The 16,936-nt window shown below is 62.7% G+C and carries 11 protein-coding genes and 1 tRNA gene; 8 read left to right on the top strand and 4 right to left on the bottom strand.

The genetic code is table 11. The features are described from left to right. The 3 genes from pstC to E6C48_RS19110 form a co-directional block, all read right to left on the bottom strand. Positions 1–996, bottom strand: coding sequence for a phosphate ABC transporter permease subunit PstC (gene pstC, locus E6C48_RS19120; protein ID WP_136359788.1), 996 nt, complete (start codon positions 994–996; stop codon positions 1–3). A gap of 77 nt (positions 997–1,073) precedes the next feature. Continuing rightward, positions 1,074–2,129: a phosphate ABC transporter substrate-binding protein PstS gene (gene pstS / locus E6C48_RS19115; protein ID WP_136359787.1), complete on the bottom strand. Its 1,056-nt coding sequence runs from the start codon at positions 2,127–2,129 to the stop codon at positions 1,074–1,076. A gap of 171 nt (positions 2,130–2,300) precedes the next feature. Further along, complete coding sequence (locus tag E6C48_RS19110) at positions 2,301–6,035, bottom strand: PAS domain-containing protein (protein WP_136359786.1); 3,735 nt, start codon at positions 6,033–6,035, stop codon at positions 2,301–2,303. Between the two features lie 719 nt (positions 6,036–6,754). Between E6C48_RS19110 and E6C48_RS22620 the strand changes: the two genes are divergently transcribed. The 7 genes from E6C48_RS22620 to E6C48_RS19080 all read left to right on the top strand — a co-directional run bounded on the left by E6C48_RS22620 (position 6,755) and on the right by E6C48_RS19080 (position 13,743). Further along, a tRNA-Cys gene (locus E6C48_RS22620) sits at positions 6,755–6,829 on the top strand. Between the two features lie 117 nt (positions 6,830–6,946). Then, positions 6,947–7,291 (top strand): hypothetical protein, encoded by a 345-nt coding sequence (locus E6C48_RS19105; protein WP_136359785.1) that lies wholly within the window; start codon positions 6,947–6,949, stop codon positions 7,289–7,291. Between the two features lie 86 nt (positions 7,292–7,377). Next, positions 7,378–7,593, top strand: a complete 216-nt coding sequence (locus E6C48_RS19100) for a hypothetical protein (RefSeq protein WP_136359784.1) — start codon at positions 7,378–7,380, stop codon at positions 7,591–7,593. Between the two features lie 553 nt (positions 7,594–8,146). Then, positions 8,147–9,598 (top strand): TolC family outer membrane protein, encoded by a 1,452-nt coding sequence (locus tag E6C48_RS19095; RefSeq protein WP_136359783.1) that lies wholly within the window; start codon positions 8,147–8,149, stop codon positions 9,596–9,598. Between the two features lie 39 nt (positions 9,599–9,637). Next, positions 9,638–11,773: a type I secretion system permease/ATPase gene (locus E6C48_RS19090; RefSeq protein ID WP_136359782.1), complete on the top strand. Its 2,136-nt coding sequence runs from the start codon at positions 9,638–9,640 to the stop codon at positions 11,771–11,773. Positions 11,774–11,825: 52 nt separating this feature from the next. Beyond that, the gene (locus E6C48_RS19085) at positions 11,826–13,115 is read left to right on the top strand and encodes an HlyD family type I secretion periplasmic adaptor subunit (protein ID WP_136359781.1); all 1,290 of its coding nucleotides are present in this window, start codon (positions 11,826–11,828) and stop codon (positions 13,113–13,115) included. Next, a complete protein-coding gene (locus E6C48_RS19080) occupies positions 13,105–13,743 on the top strand; it encodes a ribbon-helix-helix domain-containing protein (RefSeq protein ID WP_136359780.1) in 639 nt (212 codons plus the stop codon). Before E6C48_RS19085 ends, E6C48_RS19080 begins: the two co-directional genes overlap by 11 nt. A 60-nt stretch (positions 13,744–13,803) precedes the next feature. On the opposite strand, the gene E6C48_RS19075 is transcribed toward E6C48_RS19080, so the two are convergent. Continuing rightward, positions 13,804–14,727, bottom strand: coding sequence for a transglutaminase-like cysteine peptidase (locus tag E6C48_RS19075; RefSeq protein ID WP_136359779.1), 924 nt, complete (start codon positions 14,725–14,727; stop codon positions 13,804–13,806). Positions 14,728–15,160: 433 nt separating this feature from the next. Between E6C48_RS19075 and E6C48_RS19070 the strand changes: the two genes are divergently transcribed. Then, positions 15,161–16,936 (top strand): DUF5801 repeats-in-toxin domain-containing protein (locus E6C48_RS19070; RefSeq protein WP_230978868.1); only part of this gene is annotated, 1,776 nt, incomplete at its 3' end.

Below are 16,936 nucleotides of genomic sequence, written 5' to 3'. Positions count from 1 at the left end.
TCAGGCTCCGGCACGCCGCTCGATACGCATGAGCATATAGCGGGCGGCGGCAAGGATGATGAAGGTCATGACGAACAGGATCAGGCCGAGCGCGATCAGCGAGGAGGTATAGATCTCGCCGTCGGCTTCGGTGAATTCATTGGCGATGGTGGCCGAGATCGTCGTGCCGGGCGCGAACAGCGAGGCGGAGACGCGATGCGCGTTGCCGATGACGAAGGTCACCGCCATAGTCTCGCCGAGCGCGCGCCCGAGGCCCAGCATGACACCGCCCATGATGCCGACGCGGGTATAGGGAATGACGATGCGGCGCATGACCTCCCAGGTGGTGCAGCCGACGCCGTAGGCCGATTCCTTCAGCACCGCCGGCACCGTGTCGAACACGTCCTTGGTGATGGAGGTGATGAAAGGCAGCACCATGATCGCCAGGATCAGCGCCGAGGTCAGCATGCCGATGCCGTAGGGCGGACCGGCGAACAGCGAGTTCAGCACCGGCACGTCATGGAAGACGGAGATGACGAAAGGCTGCACCGTGCGCTGCAGGAACGGGGCGAACACGAACAGGCCCCAGATACCGTAGATGATGGAAGGAATGCCGGCCAGAAGCTCGACGGCGATGGCGATCGGCCGGCGCAGCGGCCGCGGGCAGAGTTCGGTCAGGAAGATGGCGATGCCGATGCCGATCGGAACGGCGATCAGGATGGCGATGGCCGAGGTGACGACCGTGCCGTAGATCGGCGCCAGCGCGCCGAAATTCTCGGTCACCGGGTTCCAGCTTTCGGTGCCGATGAAAGCGGGACCGAACTTCGACAGCGCCGGCCAGGCGCCGACCACCAGCGAGACGGCGACGCCGCTGAGGATCAGGAGCACGAGGATGGCCGAACCCTTGGCCACGCTGCGGAAAATGAGATCGGTCAGCGCGAAGCGGCGCACCGTCGCCTCGCGCTCGCGCAAGGCTCTGCCTTCACTCGACGAATTCGCCGTTGCTACCAGGGTCATCCAGCCAATCCCGATCGGTTTGCGCAAGCAAGGTCAGGCAGGCGGGACCGGAAATCCGGTCCCGCCAACCGTGGCTATCAGTTGGTGGCCGGGAACAGCGCCTTGCCGTCCGCGTCGACGATTTCCTTGGCCCAGGTCTCCTCGACGCTCTTCACGACGGAGTCGGGCATGGCGACGTAGTCGAGCTCGGCGGCGGCATCGTCGCCCTTGGCATAGGCCCAGGAGAAGAACTTCAGCGCCTCGGCGGTGGCCGTGGCATCGTCGGGCTTCTTGTAGAGCACGATCCAGGTGGCTGCGGTGATCGGCCAGGATTCGGCGCCCGGCTGGTCACCGAGGATCACGCCATAGCCCGGAACCGAATTCCAGTCGGCATTGGAGGCGGCCGCCTGGAACGAAGCGGCGGTCGGCTCGACCTTCTTGCCTTCCTTATTAATCAGGTCGGTGTAGATCAGCTTGTTCTGCTTGGCGTAGGCATATTCGACGTAGCCGATGGCGCCGCCGGTCTGGGCGACGTTGTTGGCGACGCCTTCATTGCCCTTGGCGCCGATGCCGACGGGCCATTCCAGCGCGGTGTTGACGCCGACCTTTTCCTTCCACTCGCCATTGGTGGCGGCGAGGTAGTTGGCGAAGTTGAAGGTCGTGCCCGAGCCGTCCGAGCGGTGCACGACGGCGATGGCCATATCGGGCAGCTTGGCATCGGGGTTCAGCTTGGCGATGGCCGGATCGTTCCAGTTGGTGATCTTGCCCATGAAGATGTCGGCGAGCGTGGCGCCGTCGAGCACCAGGGCGCCCGGCTCGATGCCTTCGATATTGACGACCGGCACGATGCCGCCCATCACCATCGGGAACTGCACGAGGCCGGTCGCCTCGAGGTCCTCGCCCTTCAGCGGCGCATCCGAGGCGCCGAACGTCACGGTCTTGGCCTTGATCTGCTTGATGCCGCCGCCCGAGCCGATGGACTGGTAGTTCAGCCCCACGCCGGTCTCCTTCTTGTAGGCGTCGGCCCACTTGGCATAGATCGGATAGGGGAAGGTCGCGCCGGCGCCGGAAATGTCGGCCGCCAGGGCCGGGAAGCTGAAGGATGCCGCAGTGATGGCGATCGCGGCGACCGCCGAGCGGGTGAAATGTCTCATCTGGCCTGCTCCTGTTCGGATTGGTCTCTCGACGCCTTTTGGCGGCGCCCGGTGAGGCCATAGACCCGCTGTGTTACAGTCGCATGACAGTTTCGTGTCGGCGGTTTGACACCGCACAAGCGCGCCGCGCGGGTCTCCCCGCACGGTTGCCGTATCGCGGATGGACCGGCGTCAGGCGCGTCGCTGTGTGTCGGCCCTGCCGCCCAGCCACCGCTCTACCTTCTCGGCCAGCGCCTTGGGGCTGATCGGCTTGGGCAGGTAGTCGTCCATGCCGGCCTCGATGCAACGCTCGCGGTCGCCCTTCAGCGCATGCGCGGTGACGCCGACGATGGGAACGTGCGTGCCCTCGATCTCTTCGCGCCGGCGGATCTCGCCAGTGGCCTCCAGGCCGTTCATCTCCGGCATCGACACGTCCATCAGGATCATGCGTGGCTTGAGCTTGAAACAGGCCTCCAGCGCCTTGCGGCCGTTGCCGACGATCTCGAAGCTGAAGCCGGTTTCGCCGAGGATCTGGGTGAAGACGAGTTGGTTGACCTCATTGTCCTCCGCCACGAGGATATCCAGCCCCGCGCCCTCGGCGACGGCCGGACGCGGCCGGGCCGGCGGCGGGGCGAGCATCGCCCGCTCCGTCGCAGGCGCGCGCCGGGGTCCGGGTTGCACCGCGCTCGCGGCGGACGGGGTGGCATTGTCGGTCGGCACCGGCTCTGCCTGCTGCTGGTGCATGGCGACGGCATGATGACGCTGGATGGTGGCGACCAGCGTTTCCAGCAGCGCCGAGGAGCGCGCCGGCTTGATGAGCTGGGCATCGATGCCGAGCTCGCGGTAGCTGGAGCCGGCAAGCGACTGGTCGACCGAGGTCAGCAAGATGATGGGCGTGCCCGCCAGGCCTTCGGTGGCGCGCACGATACGCGCCATTTCCAGCCCCGACATGCCGGGCATCTGGTAGTCGAGCACGATGCAGTCCACCGGCAGGCCGTAAGCGGCGGCGGCCACCAGCACCTTGAGCCCTTCCGTGCCGCTTTCGGCCGCGCAGGAATCGAACCCCCAGGAGGCCATCTGCTCGCTCAGGATCGAGCGATTGACGGCGTTGTCGTCGACGATCAGCACGCGCGCGCCGCTGACGTCGATGGGCATGATGCGGCGTGCGCCCTGCTCGGCGGCGCTCGGCAGCGTCACCGTGAACCAGAAGGTCGAGCCCTTGCCCTCGTCGCTCTCGACGCCGATCTCGCCGCCCATCATCTCCACCAGTCGCGAGGTGATGGCAAGCCCCAGCCCCGTGCCCTCGTGCCGGCGGGTGGAGGAAGCGTCGACCTGGCTGAACTTCTCGAAGATCTGCCTGAGCTTGTCCGGCGGAATACCGATGCCGGTATCGGTCACCGAGATGGTCAGGCGGGTGCCGGCCGGCATCCTGCGGCCGGTGACGTCCACCAGCACATGGCCTTCGTCGGTGAACTTCACCGCATTGCCGAGCAGGTTGGTGACGATCTGGCGGATGCGCCCGACGTCGCCGACGAACATCGAGTCCAGTCCCGGCTCGACGCGCACGATCAGCTCCAGGTCCTTTTCCTTCGCCCGCGTCGAGACCAGCGTCGCCACGTCTTCGATCGCTTCCGCCAGGCTGAACGGCGCGGGATCGAGCACGAGCTGGCCGGCGTCGATCTTGGAGAAGTCGAGGATGTCGTTGATGATGGTGAGCAGCGCGTTGCCCGACTTGACGATGATGTCGGTGAAAGTGCGCTGCTTGGCGTCCAGCTCCGATTTGGACAGCAGTTCGGCCATGCCGAGCACGCCGTTCATCGGCGTGCGGATCTCGTGGCTCATATTGGCGAGGAATTCGGACTTGGCGCGGTCGGCCAGCACGGCGCGCTGCTCGGCCTGCTGCAACTCCGCCTCGCGCTGCTTGAGCAGCGTGATGTCGGTGGTCGAGCCGATCAGGTAGAGCGAGCCGTCGGAGGCGATCATCGCGCCCTTGCGGGCGAACTGGTGGCGCACGGAACCGTCGGCCGACGTCACCGTCTCCTCGACTTCCTGCGTCTCGCCGGAGCGAAGCACGGCGAGGTCGCCCGCCACAAAGGCCTCGCCGTCGGCGCCGAAGACCTCGATGTCGGTCCTGCCGATCGCCTCTTCCTTGGAAACGCCGGTGAGGTCGCACCAGCCCTTGTTGACGTAGAAAAGCCTGAGGTCCGAGCGCTTGGCGTAGATCGACACCGGCACGTTGTCGATCAGCGAACGGAACACCTCGTTCTCCCGCATCGACTCCCGCAGCGCCTGCTCGCGTTCCTTCAGTTCGGTGATGTCGACGCGCACGCCGATGAAGGTGCCGTCCTCGGTGCGGGCATCGTAGGCCTGATACCAGCGCCCGTCCGGATTGCGCCGCTCCGAAACCCGCCTGGGGCCGTGATACAGCGCCACCCGCCTGTCCAGCCAGCCTTCCGGATCGCTGTCGTAGAGCGCGTCGAGCGCCGGATCGCCGCTGTTGCGGAAATAGCCGGCCCGATGCCCGATCTCCATCGCCTGCCGCAATGTCGAGCCGGGCACCCATGCAGCCGTCATTTCCGGCTGCGATTCTTGCAGCTTGCGGTTGGCCAGCACGAACCGGTCGTCGCGGTCGTAGATGATGACGCCGGCCGGCAGCGATTCCAGCACGCTGGCCAGGCGCTGCCTTGCCTCCTCGGCCTCCGTCTCGCGCCGTTTCATCTCGGTCACGTCGAAGATCGAGGCCGCGAGATAGGCCTTGCCGCTGGCCGATCCGACCCTGTTCTTGCGCACGATGCGATAGACCTCGGCGCCGTTGCGGACGTGGGCCGTCTGGACCTCGTAGATCTCGCCGGTTTCCAGGACCCGCCGTTCGTCGTCCTCGAACAGGCCCTGCTCGTGCGCCGGCACGAGGCTGGCGTCGGTCTGGCCGACGATCCTTTCGGGCGTCGTGTCGAAGAAGTCGGCGAAGGCCTGGTTCACCAGGACGTAGCGGAGGTTTTCGTCCTTGACGAACATCGGGTTCGGCACGCTGTCGATCACCGCCTCGGCGAGCTTGGCCTTCTCCAGGGCCTCGGCGAGTTCGGCCTCGCGCTCCTTCAGTTCGGTGACGTCGTAATAGGAGATGAGTCGTTTGCCGCCGGAAAGCGCCGTCACCGAATAGATCATGACGCAGCCATCGGCCCGGCGGAACTCGCGCGGTGCGACGTCTCCGGCGCGGATCTCCGTCAGTCGCGAAGCGACGTAGATTTCCCAGCGGTCGTCGGCGACATCGTAGATGCCGTTGTGGCGATTGACGTCCATCAGGGCGCGGAACGGATCGCCGATGCCCACCTGCTCCGCCGTCACCTTCCAGATGTCGTAAAAGGCGCGATTGACGAGTTCCGCCCTGAGGTCGGCATCGAGGATGACGATGCCCATCGTCATGGCATCGATCGTACGCTGCAGGTCGAACAGGAGGTCGCGGTCGACTTCGCCGGTTGTCGGCGGCCTCTCCCTGCCCTCCCCTTTCAGATCTGCGAACGCATCCGCCATGGCGGTGACGTTGCGGCCGACGCCGCGATAGCCGATGAAACGGCCTTCCGCATCGAAACGAGGCACGCCGGATGTCGATATCCAGCGGCATTCGGGCTTGCCGCCGCCAAGCTCGTAGACGAAATCGCGGAACGGCCGGCGTTCCTGCAGGTCCTCGAGATGCGCGGCGGCGCTTCGACTGCCCGCCAGCACGGCCTTGAGGAAATCGAAGCGGAAGCGGCCGATCACCCGGGCGGGATCGATGCCCGTTGCTTCGCGATAATTGTCCGACAGCCAGGAGAAGCGCAATTCCGCATCGGTTTCCCACAGCCAGTCGCAGCCGACATCCAGGAATTCGCGCAACGCTCCGCTGGGGAGCGCATCGCCGCTCGCGACCTTGTCGTCCGCCTTCGTCATCCCATCCCCGCCAATGCACGATCGGGCCTCCCCGCGACCCGACGCAGGAACTGTGCACTACACCTGTTAACGATCGACTAACCTTAACCGATGCGAAGCGCGGCCGGATGCCATCGTCATGCCGCAGTTGCGCTGCATTTTGGCCGCCTCGACAGGGTGCGCCGGAACGCCATCCAGTCGACAGGAACGGACGAATCTCTGGAAATGAAAGCGGGCAGAGGCCGGCAGGCCGCCGGCGGGACAGTCGGGTTGTCGATATTGCTTCTGGGCTGCCTGCTGACGGCAGGCGGCTGCGTGCGCACACCCGACGGCACCATCGCCGTGGCGAAGGAACTGGACGTCGGCCGCTATTGGCGCCCCCGTCTCCCGCCGCCGCAAACGCCTCCGGTCCAGAGCGGGACGGAGGTCTTTCCCGTGGCTCCGACGACCGGCTGGTCGAGGCCGGCCCGCCGGCCGCATCGTGCGGCTCACAAAAGCCGGCCAGCGAAAAGTGGGATAGCCCAGAGTGGGCCGGCCCAGAGCAGGCCAGCAAAGGCGCTTGCCTGCCACAACGAGATCCGTCCCGGGCAGCGGGCGCGCGTTGTCTGCGAATAGGCCTGCGCCCGACGGAACTGTGCCCTTTCCGCGGAAAACCCGCTCAACCGGCGTCAACCATACGGCGGCTCGGCAATTTCCGCTGCGGCAACCATTTCTTAACGGGTTGCGCGGCACCATCGCGGTGCCTCGTGGCGGAATGATACGCGGCGGACCGCAAATCCGTGCATCCCCGGTTCAATTCCGGGGCGAGGCATCCACCTTCCTCCCCGGTCCATCAGCCGCGCAGAGAGCGGATACCAGGCCGCCCGCCGTCCTGGCGGACCACAAATCGCCGTCATTCATCGTTACGGCGACGAAAGTGCGGAGGTACGGCGATGCGCGTGAGGACGGGTTCGGTGCTTTTCTGTGTGGCACTGGGCGCCTGCGCCAGCCAGCCGCCGGCACCGGACGTGCCGGGAGCCGATTCGGTCGCGGTAGTCGATCATATCCAGGGCACGCCGGTGATGCTCAAGCGAATTACGGTCGCGGCCTGCGCGCCGACCATCGGATCGCCCATGCCGACACAGGCCGAGGCCCTGCCCCTGCTGAAGGAAAAGGCGGCCGCGCTCGGCGCCACCGCCATATTGCGGGCAAAGTACAAGCCGGCGGGCCTTTTCGACGGCTGCGGCCTCGTTCCGGCTCTTAGGGCAACGGGCATCGCGTTCCGCGTCGCGCCTTGAGGCGCATTGCCGGCCACGTTCCTGTGAAAATGAAACTGGTACGCCGGAGAGTGCGAAGATGAGAACTTCGAACTGGTGATCGCACTATGAGTGGCTCAAGCGTCACCCTTGGCGATATCGAAGCACTGAACGGAGTTCTGGAGCAGCGTGATCGTCTCGAAGCGGTTTTGGCATTTCTCGAAAAGAACGGCGCAGAAGAAGAGCTTTTGGGAGCTATTGATGAGGCCATCGAGGATCTGGAACAATTCCTCGATGAAAAGCTGCTGAGTAAAATCCCACGCCAGCCGCGCTCGGCCACATGAGCAATCGGTAATGCCCACTCTGGGTCGCGAGCGGCCCGTCAGGTAGCACGCTTTCGGCGCCCCGGTATCGCTGGCGACTCTTGCCTTCGCTGACGTCACCGTCACAGGAGTGCCGATCGCTAGGGATCCCGCCGCGATCCTGTCACAGTACGTCCCGACCTCGCCTGTGCCGCCATTGCCATGGCCACGATGGTGGCCACCAATCCCTTCCTTTTCTGGCAACGACCATCGGCGCGGCCACCAACGCCATTGCCGAGTCCTGGGACCATGTACTGAACCGCTCCGGGTTTGCCGGAGGTCGTTTCGTTTGAGTCACGCTGCCATGGCCACTTCTTCGAGCAACCTTCAGGACGATGGCCATCCTGTCGCCACCTTCCAGCAGGCCATGCAGCAGCCTATATGATGTGGCGATTTTGCCACGAAGGCATAATGATTAGGCCAATTCAAGTGGGGAAACACTAACGGCTCTTGTCGAACGCGAGTTATTGTGTGCTAGAACAGCAATGGGTTTAAGTCGACTGGCGCGGTCGACAAGTTGAGGGGCAAGCGGGTGATGTTTTCGAGCCGTATGGCGTGTTCAGCCAAGCGCGTGGCAATATTGCTTGCCGCTACGTTCCTCTCAGTGGGCAGCTCAAATGCTCTTTCCTTGAAGGAAGCTATTGCGGTCGCAGTAGAATCGAATCCGGAAATCGGTCAGGCGATAGAAAACCGCGAAGCGATCGAGTTCGAACTTCGTCAGGCCAAAGGTCTTTACCTGCCGAGCGTCGATCTCGAGGCATCGACCGGCGTGCGTCGCCTCGACAATCCATCGCGCCGCGCCCTTTCGGTAGAGAATGATACGCTTTACCCGTCGGAAGCCGGGGTCACGGTAACCCAGAAGCTGTTTGACAGTGGCGCCCGCCGAGCGGAAGTCGATCGTCAGGCCTCGCGGGTCGACGGCGCCTCCTTCCGGGTTCTGGAGCGCTCCGAGTACATCGCTCTTTCGGTCGTCCAAGACTATCTGGAATACATGCTTCAGGCCTCCATCGTCCGTGAGGCAAAGAAGAATCTCGGATTCCACCAATCCATCCTCGGCGATATTCGCGAGAGCGTCGCTGGTGGCGCGCTGACCGATGCGGATCGCCAGCAGGCTGAGGAGCGCGTTCTGGCGGCAAAAGCGCGTGTCCAGGAAGCTTCCGAAGAATTGGAGGCCGCCAAGATTCGCTTCTTCAAGACTGTCGGCAAACCACTCACCAATCCGAAAATGCCCGGATCGGTCGCTAGGGCCCTGCCGCGTTCTCTCGACGAGGCGATCGGGCTGGCCAGGCAGAGCAACCCGCGCATTCATATGGCCAACAGCGATATCGATGCGGCGACCGCGCTGGTGGACGCGGCGAGATCCAAGTACGGCCCCGAACTGGTCGCGGAAGGCTCTGCCCGCACGGGTGACGATGTAGACGGAACGGAAGGACGCACTGATGATCTCCAGGCGCGGCTGGTGCTGCGCTGGAATCTCTATCGCGGGGGTATCGACAAGGCCAACGAGCAGGAGCAGATCAGGCGCGCCAGCGAGCAGCGGTTGGCCTTGCACCAGGTCTATCGAGAGATCGAGGAAGCTGTTCGCACTTCGTGGGATCGTCGCTTCAAGCAGGCGGACCTTGCAAAGACGCTGCGTCAACAAGCGGCAACGAACGAGCGCCTTGTGGCGTCATATCGAGAGCAATTCAAGGTCGGCCAACGTTCGCTCCTCGATGTGCTGGATGCGCAGAACACCCGCTTCAACACGGCGACCCTGGCCGACACGGCAGTCTTCGCATCGCTTTTTGCGGAATATCGCCTGCTTGCTGCGACTGGTCAGCTTCTGCGGACCGAGGGGATAACGCCTCCCAAGCAGGCCAAGGCTTATGCGCGAACGGAGTTCGCCGTGCCGGAAACGGCGGATGTCGAAACTTTCGCGCGGACGCCATCGGAACAGACCAACGACCTTCCGTTAGATATCCTGGCGCCCGTTCGCAAGAAAAAGTAATGCCTCGGACGCCGGCAATGAGGCCTGGTTGAGTGTGTCGTGAATCAGCATCCTCAACTCCAAACGCCGGGAAACGCGTTTAAAGCCTGCTTTTCTGCGATCGCCGCCTTTCTCGGGCGGCCGAGCGCGGAAACGGTTTTGTTCGCAGGCGTGCCGCTGTCGGATGCGCGCATCGAGATCGACGAAATCCGCCATCTGGCTGAGCGTATAGGTCTGGAGGCTAGGGAGTTCGCCGCTCGCGATTTTCGCGCTGGGCGGGTGGACCTTCCCGCCATATTATTTCGGAACGGCCGGGTGCCGATAGCGCTGCTTTTCGAAGAGCCAAGTGGCTTTGCGACGGCGCTCCAGGAGGATGGACGCACAACCATCACCACTGCGGAACTGCAAGGCAACACCATAGCCGGCGGCGTATCGTTTTCCATCACCTACGCCAATACTGCGGAGGAGATGAACGTCGGCGTCGCCCCGAAGATCGAACGGCGGCACTGGCTCGGCGGCACGCTGGTGGCGTTCTGGCGTTCCTACGCCAAGGTCATTCTCGCGGCGACGTTCATCAATCTCCTGGCGCTGGCCTCGCCCATCTTCACCATGAACGTCTATGACCGCGTCTTGCCCAACAAGGCCGTGTCGACCTTGTGGGTGCTGGCATTCGGCATAGGGGTGGTGGTGCTGTTCGACCTGCTGTTGAAAACAGCTCGCGCTGCGCTGATCGACTATGCCGGTCATCGGGCCGACATCCGTATCTCCTACATGCTTTTTGACAAAATCCTGAATTCTTCGCTGGCGGCTCGCCCTCAGTCCACGGGAGAATACGCCAGCCGGGTGACGCAATATGAGTTCGTGCGCGAATTCTTCACCTCGAACACCATCAGCGTGTTCATCGATTCAATTTTCATCTTCGTCTTCCTCATCGTCATCTATGTGGTGGGCGGCTGGATCGTCGTTATTCCAGCGATTGCGGTGGCCATTGCGGTTTGCGTCGGGTTGGTTGCCCAGAGTCGCATCGGCAAATGCGTGACTGCCTCCATGAACGAGACCTCGCAGCGGCAGGCGCTGCTGGTGGAAGCGATTTCCACGCTAGAGACGATCAAGTCGCTTCGAGCCGAATCCTACCTGCTGCGCAAATGGAACGAGCATTCCAAAAATACGGCCAATACGTCGGAGAAGATCAAGGAACTGTCTGCCGCCGCCGGCAATATCACCTATGCGCTGCAGCAACTGGTCACGGTGGGTCTTGTGGTCGCCGGCGCCTATTCCTTCGCGGCCGGGCACATGTCTACCGGTGCCATTATCGCCTCCGTCATGCTGGCGAGCCGCGCCGTGGCGCCAATGGGCCAGATTGCAATCACGCTCGCCCGGCTGCGGCAGGCGCTTCTGTCGCTGCGGATCGTCAACGGCATCATGAACCAACCCGAGGACCGGCCGGAGACGGTCGGCTTTGTCAACCGGCCCGTCCGCACCGGCGCGCTGGCTTTTCGAAATGTGGGTTTCGTCTATCCTGGCACCGAGAATGAGGTGCTGACCGGCCTTACTTTCAGCGTGAAGCCGGGCGAACGGATAGGCATCATCGGCCGCATCGGTTCGGGCAAGACCACCTTGGGGCGGTTGATCGGTCGCCTGTTCCTGCCAACATCGGGTGAACTCTATCTCGACGGCATCGACGTGCGGCAATACCATCCCTCAGAGGCCCGCGCGGCTGTCGGCGTCGTGGCGCAGGCGGGCGATCTTTTCTCCGGGACCATCAAGGAAAATCTGCTGATGGCCTGCCCCGGCGCCACCGACGAGGAGATCATCCAGGCGGCCAAAGCGGCCGGCGTCGACGACTTCGTGTCGCGCCATCCGCGCGGTTACGACATGGCTGTCGGCGAGCGCGGCACGAACCTGTCGGGCGGGCAACGGCAGGCCGTCGCCATCGCCCGCCTGCTTCTCACCAGGCCGAAGATCGTTTTCCTGGACGAGCCATCAGGCTCGATGGACCTTGCGTCGGAGCGATTGTTGATCCGCCAGTTGAAAAAGGCGTTCGATGGAAACACGACACTCATCGTGTCGACGCACCGATTCAGCATGCTGGAACTGGTGGACCGCCTTATTGTTGTCGAACAAGGCAAGATCGTAGCGGACGGACCGAAGGATCAGGTCATTCAGGCGCTTCAGAAGCCTGGTGGCGGTTCATAATCGGGGCGGGCTGAATTTCTTGGTGCGATGAGTTCAGTTGGGCACGGGGCTAATGCTGGCTAGGGAAGATCGACCGCCGCTGTTCGCGTCGGCCACCACAATATTGATAGCGCTGCTGTTGGTCGCCTTCGTCTCCTGGTCGTCCCTCGCCGAGGTCGACGAGATAGCGCGTGGCGAGGGCAAGGTCATTCCGGCGTCGAAAACCCAGATCATCCAGGCCAGCGAAGCTGGCGTGGTTCAGGAGATTGCTGTCAAGATTGGCCAGACGGTTAAGAAAGACGAACTGCTGATCCGTCTAGACAACACGATGAATTCATCGAGCCTGGGTGAGCAGGAGGCCAAGGCGAGGGCACTGAAAGCGCGCATAGCCCGCCTGAAACAAGAGCAGAGCGGGCAGGTCGACGCGACATTTGTCTGTCCACCGGACATCCAGAAAAGCGCACCTCAGATTTGCAACAACGAAGAAAAGCTGCTTGTCGCGAGGCAGGAAAATTTCGCTAACAAGCTTTCGGTGCTGAAATCCCGGCTGGAACAACGGCAAAAGGAACTGGATGAGGCGAATGCCAATCTCGACCGCCTGAATGAAAACCTTGCTGTCAGCGACCGGGAAGCCAAGCTCGTCAACGCAATGGCCAAGAAGGGCCTGATTGCTCAAACGGAGCAGATCCGCGTCGAGCGCGAGCAGACGGAGTTGAGCGGCCAGATCAAGCTGGCGACCGAAACGATTGAACGCAGCAAGGCCGCTATCGACGAAGCACAACTCCAGGTCAACGAAGTCGGCCTCGAACTGCGGCAGGAAGCGCTCAACGATCTCACACAGGCGCTGGCTGACCTGTCGGTCGTAGAGGAGACCATCCGCGGGGCGACTGATCGCGTTGCCCGTACCGATATCCGCTCGCCCGTCGACGGCATCGTCAATACGCTGAGCGTCAACACGCTGGGCGCCTTCGTTCAACCCGGAGCGGTGGTCGCCGACATTGTGCCGACATCGGAAACCTTGCTCGTGGAAGCGCGTATCTCGCCACGCGACGTCGCCTTTGTTCGTCCTGACCAGGAAGCCCTGATCAAGATCACCGCTTACGATTTCTCGATTTTCGGTGGCATAGAGGGAAAGGTCGCCAACGTTACCGCCGACAGTCTGGTCGACGAGAAGACCGGAGAGCCTTACTACCAAGTCCGCGTCACCACCGACAAATCGACGCTGCAGCGTGACGGCAAGACCTATTCCATCATCCCGGGCATGATCTGTTCGGTAGACATCAAGACCGGGCGTAAGACGATCCTCAACTACCTGTTGAAGCCGATCAACAAGGCTCGGGAGGAGGCCATGCGTGAGCGATAAAGCCGCGCTGCCGGACTCCCGTAAAGGGCAGCCCGATCAACCACAGGTTCCAGACCTTGAGCCCGAATTCAGGGTCGTCGCGCACAATGGCCAAAGGCGCGGCATTCGCCTCGAACATGGGTTCTGGGAGGCATTGAAGAAGATCGCGGCGCAAAAAAAATGCACGCTCGGCACAATTGTCGACGAGATAGCTGAGGCAGCAGGCGAAGGCGCCAATCTAAGCTCAGCGCTACGGGTTACTTGTTTGCAGAATGCCACTCTGGAAAATGCGGCACTGCGCCGGCTCGTTTCGGTCGAAACAGTGAGAACTATTCTGCTCGCCTGCCCGGCCCCCGCTTTCGCACTCGAGAACACGCGAAAGATCTTGACGTTCAATCCGCCGTTTCAGAATCTCGTGCGCCGCCAGTTGCCCGCCGGACTCAACGACGACGGCCGCCATGAACTGAAACTGGCGCTCGACCTGAACATCTCCGACATACTGGAGCGGTTGCGCCTGAACGGCAATCTTCCTGTCGCCTCGGGCTTTGTGATCGGTTTCGGCGAGCGCCGCTATCGCGGGCAGATCAATGCTGCACGGGCACCCGTGGTGGGACCGGAACTGTTGATGGCCTTCGTCGTCAACGGCTGACTGAAAGGGCGGCCGCGTCGAAACCGGGCAACGGGGCATGCGGACACATGCGGGCCTGGATCAGTTCATGGCCCCTTCGCCAGGGGCGATACCGGCAAAGCCACCCTTGAGCGAAGCCACGCGGCTCTCTCCCGTTCTGGTGCCGTGAACCCAGGCGCGGTCGGTGCTGAAAGAATAGAGCGGCGCGTAGTTTGAAAGTGAAGTATCTTTCACGACAGCGTTGTCGAGAATATCGAGAATGAAAGCGCCGTTCGACGTACTGACGGAGAGAACGGCGTGGAAGACCCGCCGTTTCGTGTCCTGCAGCACCACCAGCGACATGCTTGACGCCGGCACGCCCGCCTGCAGGAGCGCCGCCATTTTCAGGATGGCGAAATCCTCGCAGTCGCCGGCCCGCCGCCTCAGCGTCTCTTCCGGCGAAGCCCAATAGTCGAGCCTGCCATATGTGGCACTGTCCTTGCGATAGGCGATGAGCTGGTTGATGCCGCTGTTGACGAAGGCCAGCTTGTCGCTGAAATTCTTGTTCTTCACCGCATCGACAATGAATGCGAAACCAGGGCTGAGGCGATCGCATTCGTTGCCGCAGGCGCGAATAGCCCTGTAGACGGAGGCCCATCGCGTGGAAGCGGGAAAGTTACGCATCGATATGGCGACAGAACCGAACACGCCGGGAATGACGGCGCCGGTCTGGATCGGGTCCAGCATCGGCTGCGGTTCTTCCGTTACGCGTTCTTCGTCCGTTATCGGTCCAAAGGCGCTCGATACGGCAATGCGGTAGGCCGACGGCTCGACAATAGCATTCGGGGAGGGCAGCGCGACACCGCCAAGGAACTCGACGGTGAAATATGGCGTTGCCCGCACGGGCGCGCCCGCGGACAGGGCCTGGCTCGTGGCGGCCTGGGCCGACGCGCCAATTCCCAGCATCGCGGCAAGGAGAAACGCGCGATATTTTTTCTTCGTAGTTGGAGCCAGTTTTATTGTCATAGCACTCACCATTTGCTGGGAATGCTATCGAAAAGCTCTGAAATTACGGAAAAGAAGGATGATAAATTATAGAGATACGGAAATGATCTTATTTATGTAAAACTTTAGAAGATTACACTCATTGGCAACTTCATGAACGTTCCGATCTCTATCGTTGGCGCTCTCGCGGTTTTACCGGTAATTCTTTTTGCCGTACTTTTGGCGGATTGCCCCCTGTCGCCTTGTGAGCGCGGGATCGAAAACTGCCGTCAAGAATTCTTTCCAGTTCGCGCGTCAAGCCGCGATGACGGTAACGCCACGCCATCGCAAATATTAACCAGTCGTAAAAATTCTGTCTGAGATCATATCGGGATATATGTTGGCTATTTCCGAATGGTTGCAAAAGGATGGTCCTGACTGTTTGGTCTGAAACCTTGGCAAGGGGTTTTGGGCTATGGCTACCAGCATTGAGCTTGAGAGCAATTCTGCCTCGTGGGACCAGCATGAGGATCACGGCGAACATGGCAGGCAATCGCCCCAGCTTGAACTAGCACAAGCGGCCACACCCGGCGGCGGCACCACTGACGCCGATGGCGGCAATGCGGCACCTGTCGCAGCCGCACAGGCGCCGGCAGCGTCATCCGAACCCGTGCCGGTCGATGTCGGTGCTCCTCCGGCCCTGGCGGGACAGCAGGCCCCGGGTCAGGCGGCGACCACCACGCCTCCGGCGACCAACGGCGAATATGTCGCCGATGCAAGTAATGTCGTTCATCTTCCGGCCAACGCCTCGATCGACAACATTCGTGTCGAAGGCGCCAACCTGGTGTTGCAACAGGCCGATGGAACCGTCATCGTCATCAAGGACGGGGCCATAAACGTTCCGAGCTTTGTCGTCGGTGACGTCGAGGTTCCGCGCGTCGCCTTGCTCGCGGCGCTCGAATCGAACGGCGTCAACGTCGCCTTCGGCGCCGACGGCTCAATTTCTGCTGGCCCTGCGGCTGCCCAGCATAACAGCGCGGGTGGCAATTTCGAGCACCCGGCCGGCGACATCGGTAACGGCTTCGACATCAGCGCTCTGCTGCCGCCGACGGAATTGCGGTTTGGCGGACTCGACCGGTACGAGCTCTATGCCGCCGTAGGGAACCGTGATCCGCATCTCGCGGATTTCGCGGCACGTCCGGTATCGGAAGAGGGGCTGAACGATGGCAATCCGGATAGTGACGGTTCGAACGATACGACGAACGCGACGCTGATTGCCGGAACCTTCCCTGGCTCGGATCCCGATAACGACGCGCTGTCTTATGTTTTCGGCCAACCGTCTTCTCTCACATCGGGCGGCAGCCCGGTTGTCTGGGCCGGCCTTGGCACCGGCGAGCTGATTGGATCCGCAAACGGCATCGAGGTCATCAAGATCACCGCGACCGGCAACAGCTATGCCGTCGAGCTTTTCGGGCCCATCGATCACCCGAACGACTCCCGTCCCGGCGCCGAAGACGACTTGACCTTCCTCGTGCCGGTGACCGCCACGGACGGCCACGGCAGCAGCGCCACCGCCAACATGGCGATCACCATAGAGGACGACGGTCCGGCGATCGCGTCGGCGGTTGTTGGCTCGTCTGTGACGTTGGACGAGACGGCGAACGGGCCGACGTCTGACGGCGTGCTTGACCCGGCGATCATGACGGCGACGAGTGCGGCTCCGATCGTGACGGTGACGTCGGACTACGGCGCGGACGGCGCCGGGACGACGACGTATGCGCTGTCGCTGACGGCGGCGAACTCCGGCCTGCAGACGGCGCAGGGGGATCACGCGATCACGCTGGTGCAGGCAGTCGCCGGGGGTCCGATCGAGGGCCAGTACACGGACGTCGGCGGGACGCAGACGGCGTTCACGGTGACGCTGAACGCCGACGGCACGCTGAAGGTTGTGCAGAACGTTGCGCTGGAGCACCAGAGCGACGGCGACGACGTGACGCCGGCGGGTTCGTACAACGACGCGCTGGACCTTGCGGGCAAGATCGCGGTGACGGCGACGGTGACGGACGCGGACGGCGACAGCGCGTCGACGGCGGCGATCGACGTCGGCTCTGCGGTGACGTTCCTGGACGACGGTCCGGCGATCGCGTCGGCGGTTGTTGGCTCGTCTGTGACGTTGGACGAGACGGCGAACGGGCCGACGTCTGACGGCGTGCTTGACCCGGCGATCATGACGGCGACGAGTGCGGCTCCG

It is taken from the genome of Ollibium composti, from assembly GCF_004801285.1.
Taxonomy (GTDB): Bacteria; Pseudomonadota; Alphaproteobacteria; order Rhizobiales; family Rhizobiaceae; genus Mesorhizobium; species Mesorhizobium composti.
Note: the sequence above shows the minus strand (reverse complement) of the source record. Positions and strands in the feature narration are given on the sequence as shown.

Excerpts from the sequence above, each read along its gene's own strand:
- pstC (WP_136359788.1), bottom strand. The coding sequence starts at position 996 with ATGACCCTGGTAGCAACGGCGAATTCGTCGAGTGAAGGCAGAGCCTTG.
- pstS (WP_136359787.1), bottom strand. The coding sequence starts at position 2,129 with ATGAGACATTTCACCCGCTCGGCGGTCGCCGCGATCGCCATCACTGCG.
- E6C48_RS19110 (WP_136359786.1), bottom strand. The coding sequence starts at position 6,035 with ATGACGAAGGCGGACGACAAGGTCGCGAGCGGCGATGCGCTCCCCAGC.
- E6C48_RS19105 (WP_136359785.1), top strand. The coding sequence starts at position 6,947 with ATGCGCGTGAGGACGGGTTCGGTGCTTTTCTGTGTGGCACTGGGCGCC.
- E6C48_RS19100 (WP_136359784.1), top strand. The coding sequence starts at position 7,378 with ATGAGTGGCTCAAGCGTCACCCTTGGCGATATCGAAGCACTGAACGGA.
- E6C48_RS19095 (WP_136359783.1), top strand. The coding sequence starts at position 8,147 with ATGTTTTCGAGCCGTATGGCGTGTTCAGCCAAGCGCGTGGCAATATTG.
- E6C48_RS19085 (WP_136359781.1), top strand. The coding sequence starts at position 11,826 with ATGCTGGCTAGGGAAGATCGACCGCCGCTGTTCGCGTCGGCCACCACA.
- E6C48_RS19075 (WP_136359779.1), bottom strand. The coding sequence starts at position 14,727 with ATGACAATAAAACTGGCTCCAACTACGAAGAAAAAATATCGCGCGTTT.